This window comes from Chryseobacterium sp. HNCC26DJ239, assembly GCF_057180445.1.
Genome location: NZ_JBXUGJ010000006.1, coordinates 23,883 through 49,417, shown reverse-complemented (window position 1 = coordinate 49,417; position 25,535 = coordinate 23,883). Strand labels below are relative to the sequence as shown.

Here is a 25,535-nt window from a genome sequence, read left to right as displayed (position 1 = left end):
CGGCAAAAAGAGCTCCACTCAGGTCGGGCTGCGAAAGATTCAACGCAAAAATCCTTGTCAAGGTTCAAAACCTTGACAAGGATTAGAATCAATAGGAACGGGCTTTAGCCCGTTTAAAAAGATGAAAATCAAATTAGGCTTTAGCCAAAACTTATAAAGCAAAAGATTTTAAATATGAAAATCAAATACATATTCATTACTTCTGCCATTTTTTTGTCGCAGTTATTTTCTGCCCAAAGACAAATGGAATATCTGAAAAGAGGAATTGTTGCAATTCCTGCAGAAAATGGCGTCTTTGTAAGTTGGCGTTTGTTGGGAACAGAGGCTCAATATACGCATTTCGATGTGTATCGTGTCGAAAATAATCAGAAAAAAAAACTGAATAGCAAACCTTTGCAACATGAAACTAATTTTTTAGATAAAACAGCCGACAAAGGAAAAAACTACACCTATTTTGTAAAATCGAATACCAAAAATCAGGATGTAGACCAAGATTTTGCGAAATATACAGCGAATCAAAAACCATATTTTTCAATTCCCTTAAAAACTCCGGAAGGTTACACCCCGAATGATGCTTCTGTTGCTGACTTGGATGGCGATGGTGAATACGAAATTATTCTACATCAAACCGGACGGTCGCACGACAACAGTCAGAAAGGAGAAACAGACCCGCCGATTATTCAGGCTTATAAAATGAATGGGCAGTTTTTGTGGGAAATTAATTTAGGCAAAAATATAAGGGAAGGAGCGCATTACACACAGTTTTTGGTGTATGATCTTGATCAAGATGGAAAAGCTGAAATCGTGATGAAAACTGCCGATGGAAGCAAAGATTCCAAAGGTAAAATCATAGGAGATTCCACAAAAAATTATGTAAACGAAAATGGTTTTATTCTTTCTGGGCCAGAATATTTAACTGTTTTTGATGGATTAACGGGTGAAGAAATTAACACTGTCAACTATCAAGTTCCAAGGTCTTCAAAAAGTTTAAATCCTACCGATGAAGATATGATAGAAACTTGGGGAGACGCCAAAGGAAATCGTATCGACCGATTTCTAGGCGCAGTTGCTTACCTCGACGGGAAAACTCCGAGTGTGATTATGTCGAGAGGATATTACACAAGAACAGCAATCGCAGCTTGGGATTTTAAAGATAAAAAGTTGAGTTTGCGTTGGCTTTTCGATACCGAAAGTTCTGAAGAAAACAAACAATATCGCGGACAGGGAAATCATAATCTTACCATTGCAGATGTAGATAATGACGGAAAAGACGAAATCGTTTTTGGCGCAATGACGGTAGATGACAACGGAAAAGTTTTGAACAGTACAGGTTTTGGTCATGGTGATGCTTTGCATGTGGGAGATTTAGACCCATCAAATCCGGGGTTGGAAATTTTTGATATTCAGGAAAGATTTGATGATGCAGGAGCGCATTTCCGAGACGGGAAAACAGGAAAAGTCTTATGGAAGTTGCCATCAACAGTTTACAGTAAGGAAAGTAAATTTCAAGGACCGGGAAGAGGTTTGTCTCTGAATGTAGACCCTCGTTTTGAAGGTTCTGAATCTTGGGCTTCAGGTGCTGGTTTGAAAGGAATGTACGATGCGAAAGGAAAAAAAATCTCTGAAAAAAATCCTGTTGCAAATATGGGAATCTATTGGGATGGAGATTTTTTAAGTGAAATTTTAGATGGAACAAATGTTTCAAAATGGGATTGGAAAAAATCAAAATCTAATCTGATTTTTGATGCAAAAACTTACCAATGTGAATGGAATAACGGAACCAAGAAAAACCCAGCTCTTGTTGCCGATTTGTTTGGAGATTGGCGAGAAGAATTGATGTATAGAACTTCTGATAATAAAGAATTGAGAATTTTTAGCACAACAATTCCTACCAATCATAGATTGTACACTTTGATGCACAATCCGCAATATCGATTGAGTATTGTTTGGCAAAATGTAGGGTACAATCAACCGCCGCATACCGATTATTATTTGGATGAATCGGTAAAAGAAATTCCGCAACCGAATATTTTTGTGGAAAAGAAATAGAATTTAACCACAAATCTGAAATTATCTACTTTCAGTCGATGAATGTTATTTCGACGAAGTCAAAAGTCACAAAAGATTTTAAACGCATTAGTTATTTTAAGTTTGTGATTCGGCTTTTTAAAAGAAGACATAAGTTTTGAAAATCAGAGATTTTCGTACTGAACTTATATAAGCGATAGCGGCTTTGTGAAACAAATAAAATTAAGTAGAAAACTCTGGGAACTTAGTGTTCAAAAAAAATAAATATTTATGAAAATAAAATTCTTACTTCCAATTGTTGCTTTAGTTATAATGATTGCAGCATCATTTCAGAAAATTCAAAACAGCAACCCAGTTTTATATATTATTGGTGATTCTACGGTTCAAAATGGTTCAGGGACAGGAGCCGATTCTCTTTGGGGATGGGGTAGTTTTATGAATATGTTTTTGGATACAGACAAAATTGAAATTCAAAATCACGCAAAAGGAGGACGAAGCAGTAGGACTTTTCTTACCGAAGGTCGTTGGGATTCTATTATGAAAACCATTAAAAAAGGAGATTATGTATTGATGCAATTTGGGCACAACGACGGTGGCGAATTGGCGGATACATTACGCGCAAGAGGAACGATTAAAGGAATCGGGAATGAATCTCAGGACATTTATAACCCTATCAGAAAAGTAAACGAAACTGTTTATACTTACGGATATTACATGCGTAAATATGCTAATGATGCGAAAGCAAAAGGTGCAATTCCCATTATCGTTTCGCCAATTCCAAGAAATGATTTTAACAAAGAAGGGAAAATCGGAAAAGATAAATATGGAGTTTGGGCGCAAGAAGTTGCGAAGCAAACTGGTGCTTATTTTTTAGACCTAAACACTATGGTTATTGAAAAATATCAGGAAATGGGTGCTGAAAATGTAAAAGCTTTCTTCCCGAAAGACCACACACACACGAATAAAGAAGGAGCCATCTTAAACGCAGAACTTGTTACCAAAGGCATTAAAGGTTTAAAAGGTTGCAAGCTGAAGAAGTATATAAAATAATATCATAACAAATTGCTTCTTCGCAATGGTCTTCTCTAAGCGAAGCGGCTCTATGAAACAAACCAATGTGCTTTTAAAAAAAAGCTTTGTGCACTTTGTGTTCACTAATTCAATAGAAAAATAAATATCTACTTATGAAAAACCTATTAACAGCAAGCCTTTTTGCTCTGATTTTGGGAGGAATTACTTCCTGTTCAGCACAAAAATCGGCAAGCGGGAAATCTGAACTTCCAAATAAAAAAGAAGTTTTGGCAGTTGCGGAAAGAGCCAATACCTATTTTATGAACAAATGGCCAGACCCGGGAAAACCAACTTTTGTAAATAAAGAAAGACCAAGTAATCTTTGGACTCGAGCGGTGTACTACGAAGGTTTAATGGCTTTGTACAAAGTAGATCCGAAAAAAGAGTTTTATAATTATGCATTAGATTGGTCACAGAAACACAACTGGGATATGATGAGAGGTACATACACCCGAAATGCAGACAACCAAGCTTGTGGACAAACCTACATCGACCTTTATGAAATCGATGGAAAGAAAAATCCTGAGAGAATAAAATTCGTAAAAGCTTCTATTGATAGCATGATGGCAACCAATAAATTAGACGATTGGTGGTGGATTGATGCGCTTCAAATGAGTATGCCTATTTTCTCAAAATTAGGGAGAGTTACTGGTGAACAAAAATATTTCGACAGAAATTACGAAATGTATGCCTACACAAAATACAAACATGGTGGAAACGGTTTGTACAATCCTAAAGACCAACTTTGGTGGAGAGATAAAGATTTTGTTCCGCCTTACAAAGAGCCAAATGGTGAAGATTGCTATTGGAGCCGCGGAAACGGTTGGGTAGTTGCAGCCTTGGTAAGAACTTTAGATGATACGCCAAAATCTGATCCTCATTACAAAGAATATCTGCAAGACTATAAAAATATGTTGGCGGCTATCGCAAAAGTACAAAGACCAGACGGTTTTTGGAATGCAAGTCTTCACGACCCTAATAATTATGGAGGTAAAGAAACAACAGGTACTGCACTTTTCGTATACGGAATGGCGTATGGAATCAACAAAGGTTTGATTGACAAAAAAACGTATTTACCCATCGTAATAAAAGCTTGGAATGCGATTGCAAAAGATTCAGTTCAGCCGAACGGATTTTTAGCATGGGTTCAAGGAACAGGGAAAGAACCAAAAGACGGACAGCCTTTAGCAATTGATAAAGTTCCGGATTTTGAAGATTACGGATTAGGTTGTGTGCTTTTAGCGGCAAGCGAAGTCTATAAATTGAAATAATTTATTTCAAAAAATAAAATAACTGCTATGAAGAATACAAGTCTTACAAGATGCACATTCTTAGTTCAACACATTGAAGCTAAGAATTGGTTTAATCATAAATTAAGAAAGTGTTTTTTCATAGCACTTATTTTTTCTACACATTTTGTAGATGCTCAAAAAGTTTCTGGCGAAACGATTGTTGTTCCTGCATCCGATTTTTTAGATGATATTCCTAAAGGAAATTACGTAACCACCGCAGAAGAGCAGAAACAGAATTGGCTCTTCAATAATACCGGAATTTTATTGAATTCTGAAACTAATTTAATGGCGAAAATTAATGTTGAAGAAGCCGGAGATTACTATCTTTTTGTACGCAGCAGCGGAACGCCAAAGAGTTCATTTAAAGTGGCTGTAAATGATAAAGTTTCACAAAACGTTTTTGGCAAGTCGGCATTACAATGGCAAAGAGCGGATAGTTTTAGCCTAAAAAAGGGACTTAACAATATTAAAATCACAAGAATTAATCCCGGAGCCATGTTTGATGTTCTTGCATTAAGCAAAAATCCAGGACTTGGTGAAAATGATATTAAATCTCAGCAGCTTAATCACGATGTTCAGTTGCTTAAAGAATACAAAATTCCGCAGTCTAATGCGGTGAAATTTGGAGATGTAGATGGAGACGGGAAAACAGATTTCCTTGTGTTGGAAAGAAATTTTTCTGCTCATGTTTTTGACAACACTGGAAAACAACTTTGGGAATGGATTGCGCCCGAAGAATACACCAAAGAAAGGTCTGAATTTGAAGCTCCCGGCGTACTTTGGGATTTCGATAAAGATGGAAAAGATGAGGTTTTGCATTGGCAAATAATCGACGGAAAAGAGTGGCTTGTAATGGCAGATGGTAAAACCGGAGCTATAAAACGGAAAACAGAATGGCCAACAGAGCCGCTTCCGCATGTGTATAATAATTTCAGATTGGCGATTGGGAAATTTACCAAAGAAAGCCCGAACGGAATTGCCGTTCTTACAGATTTTGGAAACACCATTAATGTAAATGTTTTTAACAGTGAGCTGAAACAACTTTGGCAACACACCGAAAAACGCAAAAAAGATAATTTAGGACATTATATTTACCCGATAGACCTTGATAAAGACGGGATTGATGAGGTTTTGGTAGGTTCTCTTTTGTTGAATTCCGAAGGAAAAGAAATCTGGAACCGTTTCGATTTGCTTCCGGATAACCACGACCACGCCGACAGTTATAAATTTGCCGACATCAATAAAGACGGAAAAACGGATTTGGTAACCGCCAACAGCGAAGCCGGAATTTTTGTCTACGACGGAATGACGGGCAAAATCATTTGGCAAAACGTTGCCGAACACACCCAACAAATTCAGGTGGGACATTTTTTGAAAGCTTATCCCGGTTTGCAAGTCGTTGCAGGAGGTCGCACGTACGGAAATCGTTCTTTGGGAGAGCCTTATCTTTCGAGCCAGTTGTATTGGTTTAATCAGGAAGGAGATTTTCTTTTTAAATGGCCGGGAAATCCTATCAACGGAAATCCAGACTTTGTAAAAGGACTTTGGAACGGCAAAGACGAGCAGCTTTTTTGGTATAAATTCAAAATTGGAGAAGATGGAAAAGGAAAACTCTTTTTCCCAGACCCGGTCTTTCACATGTTTGATTTTTCTGGCAACGGAGCCGAAGAAGTAATTACCCTAAGCAACGGTTTTCTCAGAATCTGGGGCAGCAAAACCGCCACGAAATCTGGAAAAGACAAAAAGAAAGATATGATGTATCTCAAAAATACCGTCGTAAATCATACGCATTATTAATAGATCACGAAAAAATTAAACCTCGCTTTCAATTGTATTGCGAGTTTTTTTATTTTGAGCAAGTTTATAAATTTTTTTACAAGAGGAATATTCCAATGGGGATAAAAATTAATTTGCTGTTATTTTTTATTTCATTAGTTTTAGACAAAATATAGATTGGATTAATGCAATGTGACAATCCAATGACTTTACGCGATGCGTTAAGATGAAAGCTAGGCGATATTTTATGAGAAAAACGGCAATATTGAATTGGAACTCTCAAACATTAAGAAATATTAAAAGAGAGATTTTATTTTTTGATGAATTATATTATGATCCATACATTGATTTCCTGCACCAAAAACTTTTAGAAAATATTTCAAAACTTGTAAATCACGATGCTAAAATTTTTAGTGAAATTTCATCTGCTCAAAGTGTTTTAAAGAGAAAACGAATTTTAAAAGAATTTGATTTTAATGCATTTAGAAAAAATCATAACAACTTTTCTAATATTAATATTGAGAAAAAAAAAGTATTGCTAAAGAATGTTTCAGAATATGATTATTTTTATAACAAATTTCAAAAAACTTATCAAGAAGCAGTTGATTTATTAGAAAAAAATTACAAATCAGGATTTCTAAATTTTTTAAATTTACCTAATGAATTTGATAAATTTGCGGATGCACATCTAAGATTATCAAAATCATTTTTAGAAATTAATAATCCAAATTCAATCATACCGTTAGTAAATGATTTCACTGATTTTAAAGAAGAAAAAAAATCGACGGTTATTAGATTTGTATTAGACCAAATTCCAACACCTTCCGAAAGCTTTTCATTAGACGAAGTTATTGATTTTAAAAATGACAATGATAATAAGCGAAGATATTATACGTTAATAAAATGGATTAATGAAGTTTCAAAAGGCAATCTAAATATAGATGAAGTTTCTGATGAGTATAATTATTTAATGTCAGAGTTTGAAACTGAATTTAAAAACTTAAAAATCAAAAAAAATTTAAATAAACTCGAAATCTATCTCAAAATACCATTAGAAATTGCTGAAAATTTAATTAAGATTAATTGGAGCAAAATTCCAGGAATCTTAATCGAACTAAAAAGAAACAGTTTAACTTCATACGAATCAGAATTTTCATTATCGGGAAAAGAACTTGCTTATATTTTTAAAGTAAAAGAATACTTCAATGGGTAAAAAAAAATCGCTGTCGCACGATTGTATCGTGTGACTTTTCCTTTTAAAAACTCTTTAAATTTTTATCCAATGTTACGGATTTCCAATCCACGGCCTTATCTTTCACAAAAATATTTAATACATGACACTACAAGATGCGCAATCAGTTTCATCTTGGTAATTTTCAACATCAATCAATAAGAATAAATTATGAATGCATTACTGGGAGTTATTTTCCATTTTTTAGGAGGTTTTTCTTCGGGAAGTTTTTACTTGCCGTACAAGAAAGTGAAAGGATGGCAATGGGAAACCTATTGGTTGATTGGCGGTATCTTCTCTTGGATTATCGTTCCTCCTTTGGCAGCATTTCTTACGATTCCTAACTTTTGGGAAATTATTCAGAGTGAAAGTTCATCAATTTTAGGACTTACCTTTCTGTTTGGAGCTTTTTGGGGAATTGGTGGTTTTACTTACGGTTTGGGCGTTCGTTATTTGGGTGTTGCTTTAGGAAGTAGCATTATTCTTGGGCTTTGTATGATTTTTGGAGCCTTGCTTCCGTCTATTTACTATGAATTTTCTCCACAAGACGGGAAAGATAATATTGGTTTAATGCTTTCAAGCGATTGGGGAAAAATGGTTCTTTTGGGACTTTTGGTTTGCGTAGTTGGAATCATCATTAGCGGAAAAGCAGGAATGATGAAAGAAAAAGAACTGAAAACCGATTCTATGGATCCTCACGGAATGGAAGTGAAAACAGAATACAAATTCGGTTTAGGATTAATTGTTTCTATTATTTCTGGGGTTTTGAGTGCTTGTTTCAACTTCGGTTTAGAAGCAGGAAAACCAATGGCGATTATTGCTAATGATTTGTGGAAAGCAGCCAATCCGGGACAAGGCGAGTTTCTTTTTCAAAACAATGTAACCTACGTTGTTGTACTTTGGGGAGGGATGGCTACAAACCTTATCGGCTGTCTTTATCTTTCATTTAAAAATAAATCTTACACAGATTACAGTAAAAAAAATGTACCTGTTTTAGCAAATATTATTTTCTGCGCTTTGGCAGGAACAATGTGGTTTCTTCAATTCTTCTTCTACGGAATGGGAGAAAGTAAAATGGGGAACGGCCCAAGTTCTTGGATTTTGCACATGGCATTTATTATTTTGATTGCCAACCTTTGGGGAATCATCATTAAAGAATGGAAAGGCGTTTCTAAAAAAACAACCACCACAATTGCCGTTGGAATGTTGGTGATGTTTGTCTCTATCCTGATTGTGGGTTATGGTAATTCTTTAAGATAAATTAAAGATGAAGAAACTCGCTTTTAAAATGTTTCTAAACGAAGGTTGCGAAGCAGAATACGAAAAACGCCACAACGAAATCTGGCCAGAACTACAAACGCTTTTAAAACAAGCGGGAGTGGCAGATTATTCTATCTTTTTGGATGAAGAAACGATGGTTTTGTTCGGAGTTTTAGAATGCCACGACGACGAAAAATATAAAAATCTTCCTCTGGACCCCATCATGAAAAAATGGTGGAACTACATGAAAGACATCATGAAAACCAATGAAGATGCTTCACCAGTAAGTATTTCCCTGAAACAGGTTTTTCATTTAGACTAAACTTTCATTAAAAGAATTTCATATTAAAGTAACATATTTTTAGAGTTAAAATTAACAACCGAAGACGATTCTTTCCAAAAGATTCGTCTTTTTTTATGCAACGCCTAGTTTTTTTGTGAATTTACTATTGAAATATGACGGATGTCATGTTTTTATCAAATATTATTTTTTCAATTCAAGTAAATTATTTTGATGTAGAGTGCATCAATAATGTTAAATTAATGTAAAATTGTTTTAATTATGGTTTGTAATTGCGAATTGTGTAATGCAGGATAATGCAGGATGCTCATTTTTTAATAAGGAACTACTTTTCGTACACATTCTAAAGTAAAAAAAAATTAATATATGTCGATTAAAGTTAAACACAAGAATTTTAAGCCACTTATCGCTCCGCTGTTTTTGCTGGCGTCTGGCTTTATGTTCGGACAGCAGAAGCCAGGTGATTCTGTAAAAACAAGCAATACCAAAGACATTGAGGAAGTCGTGGTAATAGGGTATGGTAAAGTGAAAAAATCTGATCTTACGGGTTCGGTTTCTTCAGTTTCTGCAAAAGATCTCGCTGCAACTCCTGCGATGAACGCGGTTCAGGCATTACAGGGCAGAGCTGCGGGTCTTAATATTGTAACTTCTGGAGGAGCTCCGGGAGCGGGTGCAAATGTTACCATTCGTGGGGGTGCATCTATCACACAAGGAACGGAACCTTTATATATTGTAGATGGTTTTCAGCTAGATAATGCTTTAAATATTATTAACCCAAATGATATAGAAAGTATTGATGTTTTGAAAGGTGCATCTGCAATTGCAATTTATGGAGCTCGTGGTTCTAACGGGATTATTGTAATTAAGACAAAAACTGGTAAAAAAGGAAGAACTACCATTAATTATAATTCTTTCATGTCATTTGATATGCTTTCTAAAAAGCTGGACATGCTTTCGAATGCAGAGCAATATGTGAAATATCAGTATGAATTGGCACAATTAGGAGGAAAAGCGACACAATGGAGTAATATTTTTGATAATAGCTTAGCCACAGATTCTCCAGGTTTTTATACGGGGGTATTCAGCAGAATTAGCAATAGATACGGCTCTGCAAACGCATTAGATTGGCAAGAGAAAATGCTTGGCGGAACAGGTACTACCCAAAATCAGAACTTTAATGTTTCTATGGGGACGGATAAAACGCAGGCTTTCATTAGTTATAACTATAATAAACAAGATGGTTTGCTACAAAATACAAGCGAAACCAGAAACTCTCTCCGCGCCAATATAAATTCTGAATTGCGAAAAGGACTTCGTATAGATTTTAACTCTACGTTCAATTCTACTTCAACCAACGGAGGCGGTGCTTATTCTGGAATGAAAAAAATTCTTCTTCAGCCAATAACCGGCGGAACGAAGTTTACCGACGATCAATTATACAATACCCAGACTTTTGGCGATTTTTCAGCTTTAGACTCTGGTTACGATACAGAAAATCCTTTTATTGAAACTCAGGCATCAACCTCAAACAGAAGGTTCAGACAGTTTGTAGCGAATGCAGGATTGGAGATAGATTTCTTAAAAAACTTCACATTCAGAACTGCGGGTTCATATGCGTGGACAAATAGCAAATCTACCTCGTTTGCAGATGCTAATTCTAAAGCTTACCTCACGGATCCTGTAAATACAGGGATTAACGGAAGTATTGGCAATTCAGAAAACTACCGATACCAGATTACCAATACCGTAACATACAACCAGACTTTTGGAGAAAAACATAAAGTGAATGCGCTAATTGGGCAAGAAGCGATCTATCAGGAATCTGAAAGCAATAGTATGAGACTCATAAAATTTCCATTATTTAATTATGGTTTAGATGATATTGGAAATGCTACTGTTGCCGATAAGGATGTAGGGCATTCAAGCAATGCGTTGAGTTCTTATTTTGGGAGAGTAAATTATACGTATTCAGATCGTTACTTGTTTACGGCAACTCTTCGTACCGATGGGTCTTCTAAGTTTGGGCCAAATAACAAATATGCTTTATTTCCTTCTTTTGCCCTTGCGTGGAGATTGTCTCGAGAAAATTTCTGGCAGAATGGTAAAATCAATAATATAATTAATGATTTAAAATTCAGGTTTGAGTATGGAGTGACAGGGAATAATGATATTTCCAATAGTTTGTATACAACCAATTTGATTTTAACAGATTATCCTATCAACAATACACCGGGAAACCCAGCTTATACTACAAGCAGCACGGTGGGGAATCCTAATCTTCAGTGGGAAGAAATGAAATCGAAGAACTTGGGTCTAGATTTAGCGTTATTCAATAACAGAATTAGATTAACATCAGAATTTTATAATAATGATGTGAATGGATTACTTCTTCCAGCTTCTTTACCTGTTTCTTCCGGGTATTCTACACAATATAAAAATATCGCAAGTATCCGAAACCGTGGTATGGAGTATACTTTGAATACTATTAACATTAAATCTGAATCATTTAAATGGACAACTGATGCGAATATTGGTTTCAATAAATCGAAAGTTCTTTATTTAGATGGTTATCCTTTCAAAACATTTAGCCAAGGAAGCAATAGAGCAGGGGTTGTAACGTATTATGCGACCGTTGGAGAGCAACTAGGGGATATGTATGGATACGTTTATCAAGGTATTTATACAACGGATGATTTTACACAGGCATCTAATGGAGCACTTACTTTAAAACCTGGTGTTGTAAAACCTGCAAGTGGAACTCCTAAACCAGGAGATATGAAATTCGCGGCAGACAACGAGGCGGGAGATCAATTTACAAGAAAATTAGTTAAAATTGGAAACGGAACCCCAGATTTTATTGGAGGAATCAGCAACAATTTTTCATATAAAGGCTTTGACATGGCTGTATTTATGAAATTTTCTGTTGGAGGCGATGTTTATAACGCGACAAAGCAAAGTTTAAGCCCTTATGCTTTGTATCAAAATGCGCCTACCGAGTTTGGTGAAAATTATTATCGTCTTATAGATCCTGTTACAGGGCAGGCTACGACAAATTTGGCAAGATTAAAAGAACTAAACCCAGACGAAGGATCTCGTACCTGGAGTTTAAGTAATTCTAATACAGCCAACATTACCTATCCATCATCATATTATGTGGAAGATGGTTCTTATTTAAGAATCGCTCAATTGACAGTAGGGTATAGTTTAAACAGAGAGTTTTTGCAACATGTGGCATTAAGTAATGCACGTATTTATGTTACAGTAAATAATCTTGCAACAATTACAGGTTATTCGGGATATGATCCAGAAGTTGCAGCTGCTGCAAACGTTGCCGTAACACCAGGATATGACACTTCTGCTTTCCCAAGATCGAGAAGTTATGTTTTGGGTATTAATTTAACTTTCTAATTATCTAATTTTTGAAGTCATGAAAAAATATACTTTTATTAAAAATTTGCTTATTGTTCCTTCTCTCTTGATTGCCTCACAAATTGCAAATTCTTGTAGCGAAGATTTTTTAGATCAGCCTGCGTATAATATTACAAATACCGATACTGTTTTCAACAGTTTAGATACAGCCGATTTGTTTGTACAGGGTTGCTATAGAGGTTTGATTCCTACAGAAATGTATTATCAGCTAGGAGCCGGAGATACGGTAATTCATTCGGCAGAAGATGCCTCTACCAATAACTCAAAGTATAATATTTGCAATTATCAGTATGATGCTAAAACCCCAAATACGGTTACTGGTATCTACGCAGCAATGTATTCTAGTATTGAAAAAACAAATATTGCCATTGCGAGATTAAGCACCATGGAAGCCAGTGCAAAACGTAATGCATTATTGGCAGAAGTAAAAGCTATTAGAGCATTTTGCTACTACAACCTTATTAGAGTATACGGAGATGTACCTGCAGTTTGGATTCCATTGGAAGATGCAGATCCTAATGATCCTAATACTTTGTACCCAAAGAGAGCTTCTAGAGACGAAATTTACGATCGTGTAATTGCAGATATGCAAGCATCTGTAAATGATCTTCCTGTTACAAGTACTACAACAGAACGTTTAACAAAACCAGCCGGTTATGCATTGCTTGCAAGAATTGCTTTGTACGCGGCGGGGTATTCTTTACGTTGGCCTTTAAATACTTCTACTCCGGGTACCATGTCGAGACGTTCAGATAATGCAAGAGTACAGCAATTGTATCAGATTGCTGATAATGCGGCAGCAACGGTAATCAACGGAGGTACAAACAGTTTGGTACAGGCGCAAGGTGGTAAAAGTGGTTTTGAAGCGCTATGGTTTAATTTTGATCAAAGAAAATTTGCAGTAACAAACCCCGAAATGTTATGGCATATTGCAGAATATGGTCCCAACACAAACTCTGCCTTTGGGGTTTATGCAATGGAGGGATCTCGTGGCGGAACCTATGGTTCGCGTAAAGCATTACAATTTATTCTTCCTACTTATTATTTATCTTTTAACCCAGGCGATACTCGTAGAGATGTTTCTTGTACTTCATACAGTATTTATTTTTTAAATGCAGGTGCGGCGACAGATACTTGGGTGAATGTAGGAACAACATTTTCTTGTATAATGGCTGGTAAGTTTAGAATGGGTTGGTGTGTAGCCCCACAAGCTGCAGACGGACGTAATCTCAATATCCCTGTCCTAAGATATTCTGATGTTTTACTAATGTATGCCGAAACTCAAAATTATCTAAATGGTGGGCCTACAAGTGCGGCTGTAGCTGCTTTACAACAAGTGAGAAACCGTGCCGGAATTGGTTCTTTGCCTATCCCAACAGGACAGAGCGCATTTGAACAAGCTATTGTTCAGGAGCGTAAATGGGAGTTTGCGGGTGAATTTAATCTCCGTACAGATTTAATCAGAATGAATAAACTTCAAAGTGAGATTTTGGCAACAAGACAAGCAATGAAAAATCTTTCGGATAAAACCGGTCCATATTCTACAACACCAACTTTACGTCTTTATAAATTCGAGAAAAACGCACAAGTCTATGGAGATCCGTTTTTGGCAGTAAAATATATAGATCTTACAAATCCCGCGCAGATTGCGGCAGCTTCTGCAGTTCCAACCAGCTCAGCAAATTACGCAGCATATCAAACCACTTTAGCAGGTATAGTTACAGCAAATGGACAAACCGTTGCGGCGGGTGATAAATGGTATCCTGCAAGAATGTTTGAAGCTTACACAAGTACTTTCAATGGAAATGCAAGAAAAGCAGTAGGGTTTACTGGCGGTTTCAATGCGTTGCAGATAGGTGCTATCATTTATACTAAACCAACAGGTTCTGCAGAAAATGGCGGCGTTTATCCAAACTGGATTGAAGGTGGAGGAGATGGCTTATTCTATGGCTTTGTTCCAAATAAAACAGAACTGTTGCCTTTTGCGGCGCTTTCGGTTGGTCATCCAATGATTGATAATCCAAATCTTACACAACTTCCTGGTTATTAATAGAAAATAAACACCAATAACATATACTAATAATTTAATATTTAACTCATTACCCATTCTATAAGGCTGAATCATAAAGATGATAAAAATCAGTATTAATTTAAGCTTAAATTATTGATTCAGCAGTATAGTGCGGGATAGTACTGAAATTTATACAGTCTAAATTTGGGTAAAATTCAGAAAACAAAAAGAAAGCAATGGAAAAAGTAAAGACATTTAAATACGTAGACTATTTGTGGAATGATGAGAAGGCAGCTGCTCTTGGTGATGATCAGGTGGCATTATTCCTTTACCGTTCAAATATTTTAGGAGCAGATCTTAGAATTACCAATTACGGAGGAGGAAATACAAGCTGTAAAACCATCGAAAAAGATCCGCTTACCAACCAAGAGGTTGAGGTAATGTGGGTAAAAGGTTCTGGAGGAGACATCGGAACTCTTACAAGAAAAGGAATTGCAGGTCTTTACACGGAAAGATTAAGAAATCTTAAAGACGTTTACCAAGGTTTGGAAGACGAAGATAGAATGGTAGGTCTTTTCAACCATTGTATTTATGATTTAGATAGTAAAGCACCTTCTATTGATACGCCGCTTCACGGTTTACTTCCTTTCAAACATATCGATCACCTTCACCCAGATGCACTTATTGCCGTTGCTGCAGCGAAAGATAGCGAGGCGGTAACTAAAGAAATTTGGGGAGACACAATGGGATGGGTTCCTTGGCAAAAACCAGGTTTCGATCTAGGTCTTCAATTAGAAAAATGCTTAAACGACAACCCTGGAATTAGAGGGATTGTTTTGGGAAGCCACGGTTTATTTACTTGGGGAGATACTTCTTACGAATGCTACATCAACAGTTTAGAAGTTATTGAAATGGCTTCTGAATTTATCGCTAAAAAAATCGAAGAAAAAGGTCAGGTTTTCGGTGGTCAAAAAGTGGAATCTCTTCCAGCTGAAGAACGTAAAGAAAAAGCAGCGCAGATTATGCCTATGCTAAGAGGTTTGGCGTCTTCAGAAAACAGAATGGTGGGTCATTTTACAGACAGCGATGTTGTTTTAGAATACATCAACTCTAATGATTTGGAAAGATTGGCGCCACTTGGAACTTCTTGCCCGGATCACTTCCTAAGAACGAAGATTCAGCCATTGGTTTTAACGTTAGATAAAAACGAAGATCTTTCTGATTCTAAAGCAATTCTTGAAAAACTAAACCCTCTTTTCGAACAATACAGACAAGATTATAAAGAATATTACGAAACTTGTAAACATCCAAACAGCCCTGCAATGCGTGATCCGAACCCGGTTATCATCATTTATCCAGGAGTTGGTATGTTTAGTTTCTCAAAAGATAAGCAAACTACGCGTGTTGCAAGCGAGTTTTACGTAAACGCAATCAACGTAATGCGTGGTGCAGAAGCCATTACAGAATACACATCTTTACCAAGGCAAGAAGCATTCAACATCGAATATTGGTTGTTGGAAGAAGCTAAACTTCAAAGAATGCCAAAAGAAAAGCCACTTTCAAGAAAAATTGCTATCGTAACCGGAGCAGGAGGTGGAATCGGACAAGCGATTGCCGATAAAATGGTTGCTGAAGGTGCGGTTGTGGTTTACACAGACTTAAATTCTGATGCAGTAGAAGCAGCAACATCAAAATATAGCACAGATCAAGCGATTGCAGTTCAGTGTGATGTTACAAGTGATGAAGCCATTGCTAAAGCATACAAAGAAACAATTTTAGCGTTCGGTGGAGTAGACATTGTTGTACATTCTGCAGGTTTAGCCATTTCTAAATCTTTAGAAGACACAACTTTGAAAGATTGGGATCTTTTAGAAAATGTTTTAGTGAAAGGTCAATTCTTAATGTCAAAATTAGGAACTGCAATCATGAAACAACAAAATCTTGGAGGTGACATCGTAAACATTGCAAGTAAAAACGGATTGGTTGCAGGACCAAACAACGTAGCATACGGAACTGCAAAAGCAGCACAACAACACATGACGAGATTATTGGCAGCAGAATTGGCGCCAAGCAAAATTCGTGTAAACGTTGTAAATCCAGACGGAGTAATCGTTGGAAGTAAAATCTGGGAAGGAGAATGGGCAGAAGGTCGTGCAAAAGCCAACGGAATTTCTGTTGAAGAATTACCAGCTTTCTACGCAAAAAGAAACCTTTTGAACGAAATTATTCTTCCTGAAGATATCGCTAATGGAGTTTTTGCCTGCGTTGCAATTTTAGACAAAAGTACAGGAAACATCATCAATGTAGACGGCGGAATGGCAAATGCGTTCCCAAGATAATAGTTAAATTTAACTGAAGAAATATTTAACCATAAAAGGCACAAAAGTTTTAGAGATATTATTCGATTTCTGAAAAGATCAAGTAAGGATTTCTGAAATTTGTTGAATTGAAAGACATTGTTTATTTGAACTTTAATGCTAAAACATTAAACTTAGAAATTTTCAAGAAGCTTTTGTGACTTTTGTGGTAAAAATAAATCAAAAAATCAAATCATGATTATAGGAAAAGATATCATTGAACAATACAACAAAGCAGAGTTAGAAAACTTCAATTCAGACTTTGCTTATTTATCAGATAAACTATCAAAATCTGGAGCAAACGTTTCGGAAATTGTTAATAAAATCGCAGATTTTCAGGTAGCAATTCCAAGTTGGGCTTTAGGAGCGGGAGGAACTCGTTTCGGAAGATTTTCTTACGGAGGAGAGCCTTCATCTTTAGAAGAAAAATTGGATGATGTAGGTTTAATTCATGCTTTAACACATTCTGCAGGTGCTGTTTCACTTCATATTCCATGGGATATTCCGAGTGATGTAAATGCTTTGAAAGAAAAAGCTGCGGCTCACAATTTAGTGTTCGATGCGATGAATTCAAACACATTTCAGGACCAACCGGGAGCGAAACATTCATATAAATTCGGTTCTTTAAATACAACCAACGAAGATTCTAGAGCATATGCTGTAGAACACAATAAGGAAGTAATTAAAATCGGAAAAGAATTAGGTTCAAAAAGCTTAACTGTTTGGTTGGCAGACGGAGCAAGTTTCCCCGGGCAATTGAATTTCCAAACTGCTTTGTCTAGAACAGAGCAAAGTTTAAAGGAAATCTATGCAGGAATGCCTGAAGATTGGAAATTATTCATCGAATACAAACCTTACGAACCGAATTTCTACTCAACAACAATCCAAGATTGGGGAACGTCTTTCATGTTGGCAAATGCTTGCGGAGAGAGAGCGTATACTTTGGTAGATTTAGGTCACCATTTACTGAATTCAAACATCGAGCAAATTGTCGCAACGTTGATGTATAAAGGGAAATTAGGAGGTTTCCACTTCAACGACAGTAAGTATGGAGATGATGATTTAACGGTAGGTTCTATCAAACCTTACGCTTTGTTCTTGATCTTCAACGAATTGGTGTACGGAATTGAAAACAATCCAAACAACCCATATCCGGCTTGGATGATTGATGCAAGTCATAACATTAAAGACCCTCTGGAAGATTTAATTCAGTCTTTGGAAGCAATTTTAATGGCGTACGCACAAGCACTTTTGGTAGACCAAAAAGCATTGAAAGACGCACAGTTGAATAACGACGTTGTATGTGCACAAGAGATTTTGCAAAACGCATACAGAACAGACGTAAGACCGTTGCTAAGAGCAGCAAGATTACAAACAGGAGCGGCTTTAGACCCGATTTCTGCATATAGAAACCTTAAAGTAAGAGAAAATTTAATCTCTGAAAGAGGTTTTGAAACCAAAGCAACAGGATTGTAAAATCTTGTTTTAATTTCAATAATTCAACTTTCAAGTGCAATCGAAAGTGTAATTATATGTATTCTTATTTACACCATTAAGGTTTGGGTTTCTCGAAAAATCCTCCTTAATGGTTTAAAATTTAAAAAAGGGAAAATACATTTGAAAAATTATTTCGTTTAAAATAATTAAATAGTCAAATTTAAAACTTTGTGCCCTTTGCTGAGTAGAACGCCTTTTCGAACTTTGCGTTTAAACAGCGACACAATTTTAAATCCGAATATAAAATACTCAATCTAACTCATCATCAGAATGTCTAAAAAAAAGGTAACCATCGTATTTGATATTGGAAAGACCAATAAAAAATTCTTTTTATTTGATAAAAATTATCAGGAAGTTGTGCGTGAATATACAGAATTACCACTCACCACCGACGAAGATGGCTATCCTACAGAAGATTTGGCTGCACTGCAAAACTGGATTAAAGAAAATTTTCACAACATTCTTGAAAGCGATGAGTTTGATGTAAAAGCCATCAATTTTTCTACTTACGGAGCGAGTTTTGTGCATTTGGACCAGAAAGGAAATGTTCTCACGCCTTTGTACAACTATACAAAGCCAATGGAAGACGAAATCCTTGATTTGTTCTACGAAAAGCACGGAAGTAAACTGAAAATCGCTCGTGAAACAGCATCTCCACAAGCTGGAATGCTCAACTCTGGTTTGCAACTCTTTTGGTTGAAATACAAACATCCTGAAGTATTCAAAAAAATTCGTTACAGTCTTCATTTACCACAGTATTTATCGTATTTATTCACCGGAATTTGTGTGTCGGAATTTACTTCTATCGGCTGCCACACCAATTTGTGGGACTATGACAAAAACGATTATCACGACTGGGTTTACGTAGAAGAAATAGACGCTTTGTTGCCTCCGATTGTTCCGACTTCGGCGAGCATTAATACTTCTTACAGAAATAAAAAAATAAAAATTGGTGTCGGAATTCATGATTCATCTTCCGCACTTTTACCATACATTTTAAGCAAGAAAAATCCTTTCCTTTTGCTTTCAACAGGAACTTGGAGTATTTCTTTAAACCCATTCAATGATGAAAGTTTAACAGACGAAGACATTGAAAATAATTGCCTGAATTATATGCGAATTGATGGAAAACGTGTAAAAGCATCGCGTTTCTTCATGGGTAATGAATATAAAATTCAGGTTGAAAAACTGTGCAAATATTACGGTAAAGAATATGGTTTCCATAGAGATGTAAAGTTTAATCAGGATATGTATTTGAGCCTTATGAAGCACAAAGCAGTGTATTTCCGTTTTGAAGGCATTGTTTTGAAAAGAAAAATGATTACGGAGACCGATTTGAATTCTTTTGCTACTTTTGAAGAAGCATATCATCAATTGATGATTGAATTGATGGACCTTCAGATTCATACCATTAAAAATGCAATCGGAAACTCAGATATTTCAACCATTTATATTGATGGTGGTTTTACAGACAACGATGTATTTATGAAGTTGATGTCTCATCATTTTCAGGATTTCCAAGTGATGTCTACACATTCGCCGTTAGGTTCGGCATTGGGGGCGTCAATGGTTATTTCAAACAAAAAAATTGATGAAACATTTTTGCAGCAACATTATCAAATGAAAGTGTTGCAACCTTTAATTCTTAATTATTAATTTTTTGTTGGTTGGTAGTTTTCAGTTGATAGCATCATCTGAAAAACAAACAACAATCAACCAATAACCAACAACCAAAAACTCATTATGGCTTTTCCATTTGATACCAAATATGCTTCATTAGAGCTTTTAATTGAAAGAGCTCAAAAAAGAATGCCCCGTTTTGCATTTGAATATTTAGACGGTGGTTGCAACGAAAACATTAACCGTGACCGTAATACCAGCGAATTGCGAGACGTTTTACTTCGACCGCAATACTTAAATAACAATTATGCAGAAGCCAATATGGAAACGGAATTGTTTGGTGTAAAATATTCTGCGCCTTTCGGGATTTCTCCGGTTGGTTTACAAGGTTTAATGTGGCCAAATGCACCAGAAATTTTAGCAAAAGCAGCTTTTAAACATAATATTCCGTTCATTTTAAGTACAGTAACAACAAGCAGTATCGAGAGAATTGCAGAGTTAACGGAAGGAAAAGCTTGGTATCAACTCTATCATCCAAGAGAAGAATGGTTGAGAGACGATATTTTGGATCGTTGCGAAGCTTCTGGATATGATGTTTTATGTGTCTTATCTGATGTTCCTACGTTTGGGTACAGAGCGAAAGAAATCAGAAATGGTTTGGCAATGCCGCCTCAACTGAATTTTAGAAATGTTTCTCAAGCTTTAGTAAAACCTCAATGGTGTCTTGAAATGTTAAAACACGGCGTTCCAAGTTTCAAAACAATGGAAAAATACATGGATAAAAACATGAATGTAAAGCAGTTGGGGCAGTTTATGAATTCTACTTTTTCAGGAAGATTAAATTCAGACAGAATAAAAGCGATTCGTGATAAATGGAAAGGAAAATTGGTGATTAAAGGCGTTGCTTCCGACGAAGATGCTGCTGAAGCGGTGCGTTTAGGTTTCGATGGAATGATTATTTCTAATCACGGCGGAAGACAGCTGGATGCAGGTGAATCTACAATTGCGGTGGTAAAAGAAATTAGTGATAAATATAAAGGGCAAATTAAAATTATGATGGATAGCGGTGTAAGAACCGGTCCAGATGTGGCTCGTGCATTAAGTTGCGGTGCTGAATTTACCTTTATGGGGCGTACTTTTATGTATGCTGTTGGAGCTTTGGGTGATAAAGGCGGCGACCATATCATCGAAATGCTAAAAATGCAGTTCAGACAGGTAATGGAGCAGGTTTGCTGCGAAAAACCTGAACAACTGCAGAATTTCAGAGTGAAATAATTTTTGAATTATAGTAAACATTTTTGAACGGGCTTTAGCCCGTTTTTTTGTGGCTAAATTTTAAGTTTAATAATGAAAATAGACTGCCCAATGAGACAGTCTATTTCAGTAAAAAGGAATCAATTTTTATGGTAGAAATTTAGTGTAAATAAGGTAAATTTAACCTTAATTTTTATCTAAATTATTTCTTTTTCTCAGCTTTTACGGCTTGTCTTGCGAGTAATTTCCAATCTTTTTTGTTCTTTACCCAAACCAAAAGAATGTCAAGACTTACATCTCCAGGAGCTTTTCCCATATCTGCAGTTGTTGCGTACAAATGATGACGAACGGTTGCCGTGTTGCCAATAATTTGCACATTTTGGTTGGTAATATCAATCGTTACAAAATCAGATTTTTTGCTTACTAATTTATCCACAAACTCTTTAGCGTCGTCAATATGACCTCCAGAATGTCCATACGTTAATTCTGGTAAGATTAGGGATTCGAGTTCTGTTTTATTACCGCTAATCATGGCGAGTCTAAGTTTTTCAGCAGCATCGGTTACAGCAGTAGTGTCATTTTTTTTCTGTGCAGAAACAGCAATTACCATAAAGAAGCTTACTGCAAAAATGATTTTTTTTATCATAATGAATTGTAAAATATAGGTTTGTAATATTTTATCAAAGAAATGTAGATTAATTTTAGCGCAATCGATTGCGCTTTTTAAACTTTTAATTTTAAATAAATACAGTTGAAAAATAGTTACTTATAAAGAGTCTCTTTGTATGAATTTAAAGACGTTGTTTACCTGTTCTTTTTTGTTTTTTAGAATCATGTAAGCTGCAGATTCTCCCATCGCTTTAAAATCTGTTGTAATTACCGTAATTCCTAGTAATTCTTTTAGAGGAGTTTCATTGTAAGAGATAATCCCGATGTCTTCTCCAAGTTTTAGTTTTTTTTGTCTTATTTGCTTTACCAAATTCACCAAATCCCTTTCTCTAATGGTAATAAACAAGTCTTTGTCTTGCAATTCCATATCTGGGTAAATTTCGTCGAGAATTTCATAATCAAGCTTATAATCTCTGCAAAAATTCTCAAAACCTCTTGCAATTCTGAAAGGGTAAGGATGAATATCTTTGTCTGGATAAACCAAAATAATCTTTTCGTATTTTTTTATTTTGTCTAAACCTTCTTTCAGAGCGTTGTAAATATCATGTTCAAAATCTTGGAAAATAGAGCCGTATTCACCTGAAATATTAGGTTTGGTATTATCGAGCATCAAAAGTTTGTTTTTCGGAATTTTCTCAATAATATCGATTACTTCCTGCGTAGAACTTGTATGCTTCGATTGTTCGTCTCTAAAGTGGGGCATAATTACGTAATAATCAAAACCGCCAATATTTTTCTTTAAAGAGTTGATGAAAAGAGTTTCATCACAATGATAAATGTACATTTCAACGTTTCCGTGGCTTCCGATCGCGTTTACAAAATAATCATAAATCATCATTTTGTAAGTACTCGGCTTGTTGATGAGAAAGAAAATATTGATACTATCATTTTTGTTAATGCGAGAAATATAATATCCTTTCCCTTTTACAGACTCTATAATTTGTCTTTTTCGAAGATCCTTATACGCCTTTTCTACAGTGTCTCTTGAAAGAAAACAAGATTCGCTGAGCTCATTAATAGAAGGTATTTTTTCTCCAATTTTAATTTTTCCCGCATCAATTCCATTAAGTATAGAATCTACAATCTGTTTATATTTCGGAACCCTGGAATTTTCGTTGATAAAAATTTCTAATGTTTCTAACATGATCCTTTGCTTGAGTAAATAAAATTTTTAGTTAAAAATGAAAACAAAAACTTTTATTTTGACAGAAGAAAAGATACAAAAAAATAATCGAAATGATAAACGTCATGTTTTTCTATGTAGTTTGTTTTTAATGTGTTGATTTTTAATTGTTTAAAATTTTATCTAAAATAGATTTATAAGTTTGTAAAATCCCCAAATTACTATGTAAAGTCTTTATTTTATTAAATTTTCAGAAATAAACAAACGTTCGTATGGTATCTTTAAAGATAATAAAAAAAGCCTGCTCTTTTCTAAGAACAGACTTTGAAACTATATTATTGTGAATTTTTTTATGGCATTTTTTTAAACCCTTCGGCTTTTATTTTCCAAGTTCCATCTTTCGGGAAACCAGGAAATTCACCAGTAGAACTGTCCCAACCTTCCAACATCATGGCAACAGTCGTCAAAATTCCACCATTTCCGGGAAGATAAATTCTTAATCTTCCATCTTGGTAGTTGTGTCCGTTTTTCAGATAGGTATTGGTTTGAACATCCATAAATAAAGCATCTAAAGCTTTGTTAGGAAGTCCTAATCTCGCCGCATTCATTGCTGTCATTGGGAAATCCCAACCCCAAGTGTGTCCCCAGTTCCATCTTTCCCAAACGATGTCTAGCGTGTTTTTCATGATTTTTTTATCCAATTTAGGAGATTCAGGAACCATTCCTAAAGCTCCTAAAACAGATGGGTGGTCTGTCATCCATTTTGGAAATGTGAAAGAATCTTTTGCCGATTCGGTCGATAAATACACTCCATCCTGAACCGGAAGTGGGGCTAATTTATTAATCACATCATCCCATTTTTTATCTCTCGATTGGCCTAATCTTTCTTTCCATTGTTGCGCAATTCTCAAGGTCCAATCCCAATACGCTACTTCATAAGTTGGGTTGTACGTGTCTTTTGCAGGGAAAACTTCCTGTGCCGGAATAACCCCTTTTCCTAAATTGTAACGGTTTTTTTCTTTATCAAACGTTGCAAAATCAGCCATAAATTCGGCAGTTGCAAACACTAAATCTTTGTATTTATCTAAAACTTTCTTATCATGATTATGACGATATAAAAGTTCTGTCATATAAATTAAATGCGGTTGTTCCCAAATTAAAAATGCTGCAACAGAAGACGGACTTTCATTGCCATCATTATCCGACATTTTTATCCAACGAACACCTTTGTAACCTTGTCTTTCTGCTAATTTTTTAGCTTTTTCAAACGACCTGAAATAATAATCTAATTGCTTTTCTAAAATTTCTGGTCTTCCCCACAAAGCATAATGAACGCCGTGCCACCAATGCATTTCTGTGTGCGGTTTTCCGTACCAACTGTTGAAGGTTAAGCCTGTTTCCTGCGGCGGATTGCTTCCGCCACATTGTACTTTTGTTAAATATTCAGACAACACAATTCTTCGTTCCAATTCATTGGCTCTTTTGTCTGTGCTCCCTTCAAAATCTACGGCTGCACCGCTTTCCCAGAAGTTTTTCCAGCCAGAAGTACTTTCTTTTTCAGCATCAGCGAATAAGCTTTTTGACGTTTTCTGATTTTTTTCAGAAAACTCAACTGTCAATTCAAGTTTTTTGGTTTTTGAAGAAGGTTCGAAAACGAAATTATGTTTTCCCGCCGCACTTATTTTTCCGTCTGTGAAATACAGTTGTGTGAAATAATCTGCGGTTTGTAACTTGTGCTCAATTAAAGCCTGGCTTGAATTCGAAGAAACGATTTTCGTATTGTGAAGATTTTCGTTTCCGTAGAACGCCGCTTCATCCAAAAATTGTCCGCTTGGATAAGGATAACGTGCAAAAACTTTCAATCTTTTTTGAGAAATTAAATCCGATTCAATTTTCACCCCAATTTTATCTGAATTTTGGAAAGATGCAGTCCAAACTTTTACAGGAGTTCCTTCCAAAGTAAATTCACTTGTGATAATTCCGGTCCATAAATCAATTTTCTGATTGATGTTTTGAATGTCTGAAACCTGAGCTTTTTGCCCATTTTTTTTGTACAATTCCAATCCGATATTGCCGAGTTGCAAACGATGTTGGTTCACACGGTAATATTCAACAGCTTTTTTGTTGCGTTCCGGCTCTTTTATTTGAACGCTGTACAACGCTTTTCTGCCGTCGTTATTGAAATCATAAGGCTTTAAAGTCTCCTCGAATTTATAATTTTCGGTATTAGGAAAACTGTTCCAACCCCATTCTGATTGCGTTCCCAGAGAAACTCCGTTTTTGTAATATTCAGGGAACGACTGCATTCCGGTAATGTCAACGGTGTATGCAAACTTTCCGTTTCCAACCGTTAAAGTTGATAAAGTATCGGCTTTTGTGTTGACAACATTGTGTCGCTGAACCACTTTTTTACGGTCGATTTTCTGCGCCTGGAACGATGAAATTCCAAGACAGAAAAGACTTAGATATAGGGTGATTTTTTTCATTTTTAAATTTATTTTGTTTTTTAACCGCAAAAGAGACAAAAGATTTTTCTTGTTATTTAGCTGTACAAAAGCTGACAAAATAGAGTGAAAGTTATATACTTTGTAAACTTTTGAACTTCATATTTTTCAA

The 25,535-nt window shown here is 35.7% G+C and carries 16 protein-coding genes; 13 read left to right on the top strand and 3 right to left on the bottom strand.

The window, feature by feature from the left end:
- Positions 1-174 precede the first annotated feature (174 nt).
- The 13 genes from AC2A1D_RS13725 to AC2A1D_RS13665 all read left to right on the top strand — a co-directional run bounded on the left by AC2A1D_RS13725 (position 175) and on the right by AC2A1D_RS13665 (position 21,148).
- Positions 175-2,049 carry a rhamnogalacturonan lyase gene (locus AC2A1D_RS13725; protein ID WP_484044158.1) on the top strand — a complete coding sequence of 625 codons (1,875 nt, stop codon included), beginning with the start codon at positions 175-177 and terminating at the stop codon, positions 2,047-2,049.
- Between the two features lie 249 nt (positions 2,050-2,298).
- Positions 2,299-3,078, top strand: coding sequence for an SGNH/GDSL hydrolase family protein (locus AC2A1D_RS13720; protein WP_484044157.1), 780 nt, complete (start codon positions 2,299-2,301; stop codon positions 3,076-3,078).
- A gap of 134 nt (positions 3,079-3,212) precedes the next feature.
- Positions 3,213-4,370: a glycoside hydrolase family 88/105 protein gene (locus AC2A1D_RS13715; protein ID WP_484044156.1), complete on the top strand. Its 1,158-nt coding sequence runs from the start codon at positions 3,213-3,215 to the stop codon at positions 4,368-4,370.
- A gap of 27 nt (positions 4,371-4,397) precedes the next feature.
- Complete coding sequence (locus AC2A1D_RS13710) at positions 4,398-6,188, top strand: hypothetical protein (RefSeq protein ID WP_484044154.1); 1,791 nt, start codon at positions 4,398-4,400, stop codon at positions 6,186-6,188.
- Between the two features lie 226 nt (positions 6,189-6,414).
- Positions 6,415-7,380, top strand: a complete 966-nt coding sequence (locus AC2A1D_RS13705) for a hypothetical protein (RefSeq protein ID WP_484044153.1) — start codon at positions 6,415-6,417, stop codon at positions 7,378-7,380.
- A 189-nt stretch (positions 7,381-7,569) separates the two neighbouring features.
- Positions 7,570-8,658, top strand: coding sequence for an L-rhamnose/proton symporter RhaT (gene rhaT, locus AC2A1D_RS13700; RefSeq protein ID WP_484044152.1), 1,089 nt, complete (start codon positions 7,570-7,572; stop codon positions 8,656-8,658).
- Positions 8,659-8,665: 7 nt separating this feature from the next.
- Positions 8,666-8,980: an L-rhamnose mutarotase gene (rhaM, locus tag AC2A1D_RS13695; RefSeq protein ID WP_484044151.1), complete on the top strand. Its 315-nt coding sequence runs from the start codon at positions 8,666-8,668 to the stop codon at positions 8,978-8,980.
- Between the two features lie 345 nt (positions 8,981-9,325).
- Positions 9,326-12,367 carry a SusC/RagA family TonB-linked outer membrane protein gene (locus AC2A1D_RS13690; RefSeq protein ID WP_484044150.1) on the top strand — a complete coding sequence of 1,014 codons (3,042 nt, stop codon included), beginning with the start codon at positions 9,326-9,328 and terminating at the stop codon, positions 12,365-12,367.
- Positions 12,368-12,386: 19 nt separating this feature from the next.
- Positions 12,387-14,438 carry a RagB/SusD family nutrient uptake outer membrane protein gene (locus tag AC2A1D_RS13685; protein ID WP_484044149.1) on the top strand — a complete coding sequence of 684 codons (2,052 nt, stop codon included), beginning with the start codon at positions 12,387-12,389 and terminating at the stop codon, positions 14,436-14,438.
- A gap of 197 nt (positions 14,439-14,635) precedes the next feature.
- Positions 14,636-16,738, top strand: a complete 2,103-nt coding sequence (locus AC2A1D_RS13680; RefSeq protein ID WP_484044148.1) for a bifunctional aldolase/short-chain dehydrogenase — start codon at positions 14,636-14,638, stop codon at positions 16,736-16,738.
- Between the two features lie 213 nt (positions 16,739-16,951).
- Complete coding sequence (locus AC2A1D_RS13675) at positions 16,952-18,232, top strand: sugar isomerase (RefSeq protein ID WP_484044147.1); 1,281 nt, start codon at positions 16,952-16,954, stop codon at positions 18,230-18,232.
- 291 nt (positions 18,233-18,523) lie between these two features.
- Positions 18,524-19,909, top strand: coding sequence for an FGGY-family carbohydrate kinase (locus AC2A1D_RS13670; RefSeq protein ID WP_484044146.1), 1,386 nt, complete (start codon positions 18,524-18,526; stop codon positions 19,907-19,909).
- 87 nt (positions 19,910-19,996) lie between these two features.
- Positions 19,997-21,148: an alpha-hydroxy acid oxidase gene (locus AC2A1D_RS13665; RefSeq protein WP_484044145.1), complete on the top strand. Its 1,152-nt coding sequence runs from the start codon at positions 19,997-19,999 to the stop codon at positions 21,146-21,148.
- A 181-nt stretch (positions 21,149-21,329) separates the two neighbouring features.
- Here the strand turns inward: AC2A1D_RS13665 and AC2A1D_RS13660 are convergent, their stop codons facing one another.
- The 3 genes from AC2A1D_RS13660 to AC2A1D_RS13650 all read right to left on the bottom strand — a co-directional run bounded on the left by AC2A1D_RS13660 (position 21,330) and on the right by AC2A1D_RS13650 (position 25,405).
- Positions 21,330-21,773: a nuclear transport factor 2 family protein gene (locus AC2A1D_RS13660; protein WP_484044144.1), complete on the bottom strand. Its 444-nt coding sequence runs from the start codon at positions 21,771-21,773 to the stop codon at positions 21,330-21,332.
- A gap of 120 nt (positions 21,774-21,893) precedes the next feature.
- Positions 21,894-22,940, bottom strand: a complete 1,047-nt coding sequence (locus AC2A1D_RS13655; protein WP_484044143.1) for a GntR family transcriptional regulator — start codon at positions 22,938-22,940, stop codon at positions 21,894-21,896.
- 329 nt (positions 22,941-23,269) lie between these two features.
- A complete protein-coding gene (locus AC2A1D_RS13650; RefSeq protein WP_484044142.1) occupies positions 23,270-25,405 on the bottom strand; it encodes a hypothetical protein in 2,136 nt (711 codons plus the stop codon).
- Positions 25,406-25,535: the final 130 nt, after the last annotated feature.

What these genes read in the sequence shown, in the direction of transcription:
- AC2A1D_RS13725 (WP_484044158.1), top strand. Translation starts at nt 175, where the DNA reads ATGAAAATCAAATACATATTCATTACTTCTGCCATTTTTTTGTCGCAG.
- AC2A1D_RS13720 (WP_484044157.1), top strand. Translation starts at nt 2,299, where the DNA reads ATGAAAATAAAATTCTTACTTCCAATTGTTGCTTTAGTTATAATGATT.
- AC2A1D_RS13715 (WP_484044156.1), top strand. Translation starts at nt 3,213, where the DNA reads ATGAAAAACCTATTAACAGCAAGCCTTTTTGCTCTGATTTTGGGAGGA.
- AC2A1D_RS13710 (WP_484044154.1), top strand. Translation starts at nt 4,398, where the DNA reads ATGAAGAATACAAGTCTTACAAGATGCACATTCTTAGTTCAACACATT.
- AC2A1D_RS13705 (WP_484044153.1), top strand. Translation starts at nt 6,415, where the DNA reads ATGAGAAAAACGGCAATATTGAATTGGAACTCTCAAACATTAAGAAAT.
- rhaT (WP_484044152.1), top strand. Translation starts at nt 7,570, where the DNA reads ATGAATGCATTACTGGGAGTTATTTTCCATTTTTTAGGAGGTTTTTCT.
- rhaM (WP_484044151.1), top strand. Translation starts at nt 8,666, where the DNA reads ATGAAGAAACTCGCTTTTAAAATGTTTCTAAACGAAGGTTGCGAAGCA.
- AC2A1D_RS13690 (WP_484044150.1), top strand. Translation starts at nt 9,326, where the DNA reads ATGTCGATTAAAGTTAAACACAAGAATTTTAAGCCACTTATCGCTCCG.
- AC2A1D_RS13685 (WP_484044149.1), top strand. Translation starts at nt 12,387, where the DNA reads ATGAAAAAATATACTTTTATTAAAAATTTGCTTATTGTTCCTTCTCTC.
- AC2A1D_RS13680 (WP_484044148.1), top strand. Translation starts at nt 14,636, where the DNA reads ATGGAAAAAGTAAAGACATTTAAATACGTAGACTATTTGTGGAATGAT.
- AC2A1D_RS13675 (WP_484044147.1), top strand. Translation starts at nt 16,952, where the DNA reads ATGATTATAGGAAAAGATATCATTGAACAATACAACAAAGCAGAGTTA.
- AC2A1D_RS13670 (WP_484044146.1), top strand. Translation starts at nt 18,524, where the DNA reads ATGTCTAAAAAAAAGGTAACCATCGTATTTGATATTGGAAAGACCAAT.
- AC2A1D_RS13665 (WP_484044145.1), top strand. Translation starts at nt 19,997, where the DNA reads ATGGCTTTTCCATTTGATACCAAATATGCTTCATTAGAGCTTTTAATT.
- AC2A1D_RS13660 (WP_484044144.1), bottom strand. Translation starts at nt 21,773, where the DNA reads ATGATAAAAAAAATCATTTTTGCAGTAAGCTTCTTTATGGTAATTGCT.
- AC2A1D_RS13655 (WP_484044143.1), bottom strand. Translation starts at nt 22,940, where the DNA reads ATGTTAGAAACATTAGAAATTTTTATCAACGAAAATTCCAGGGTTCCG.
- AC2A1D_RS13650 (WP_484044142.1), bottom strand. Translation starts at nt 25,405, where the DNA reads ATGAAAAAAATCACCCTATATCTAAGTCTTTTCTGTCTTGGAATTTCA.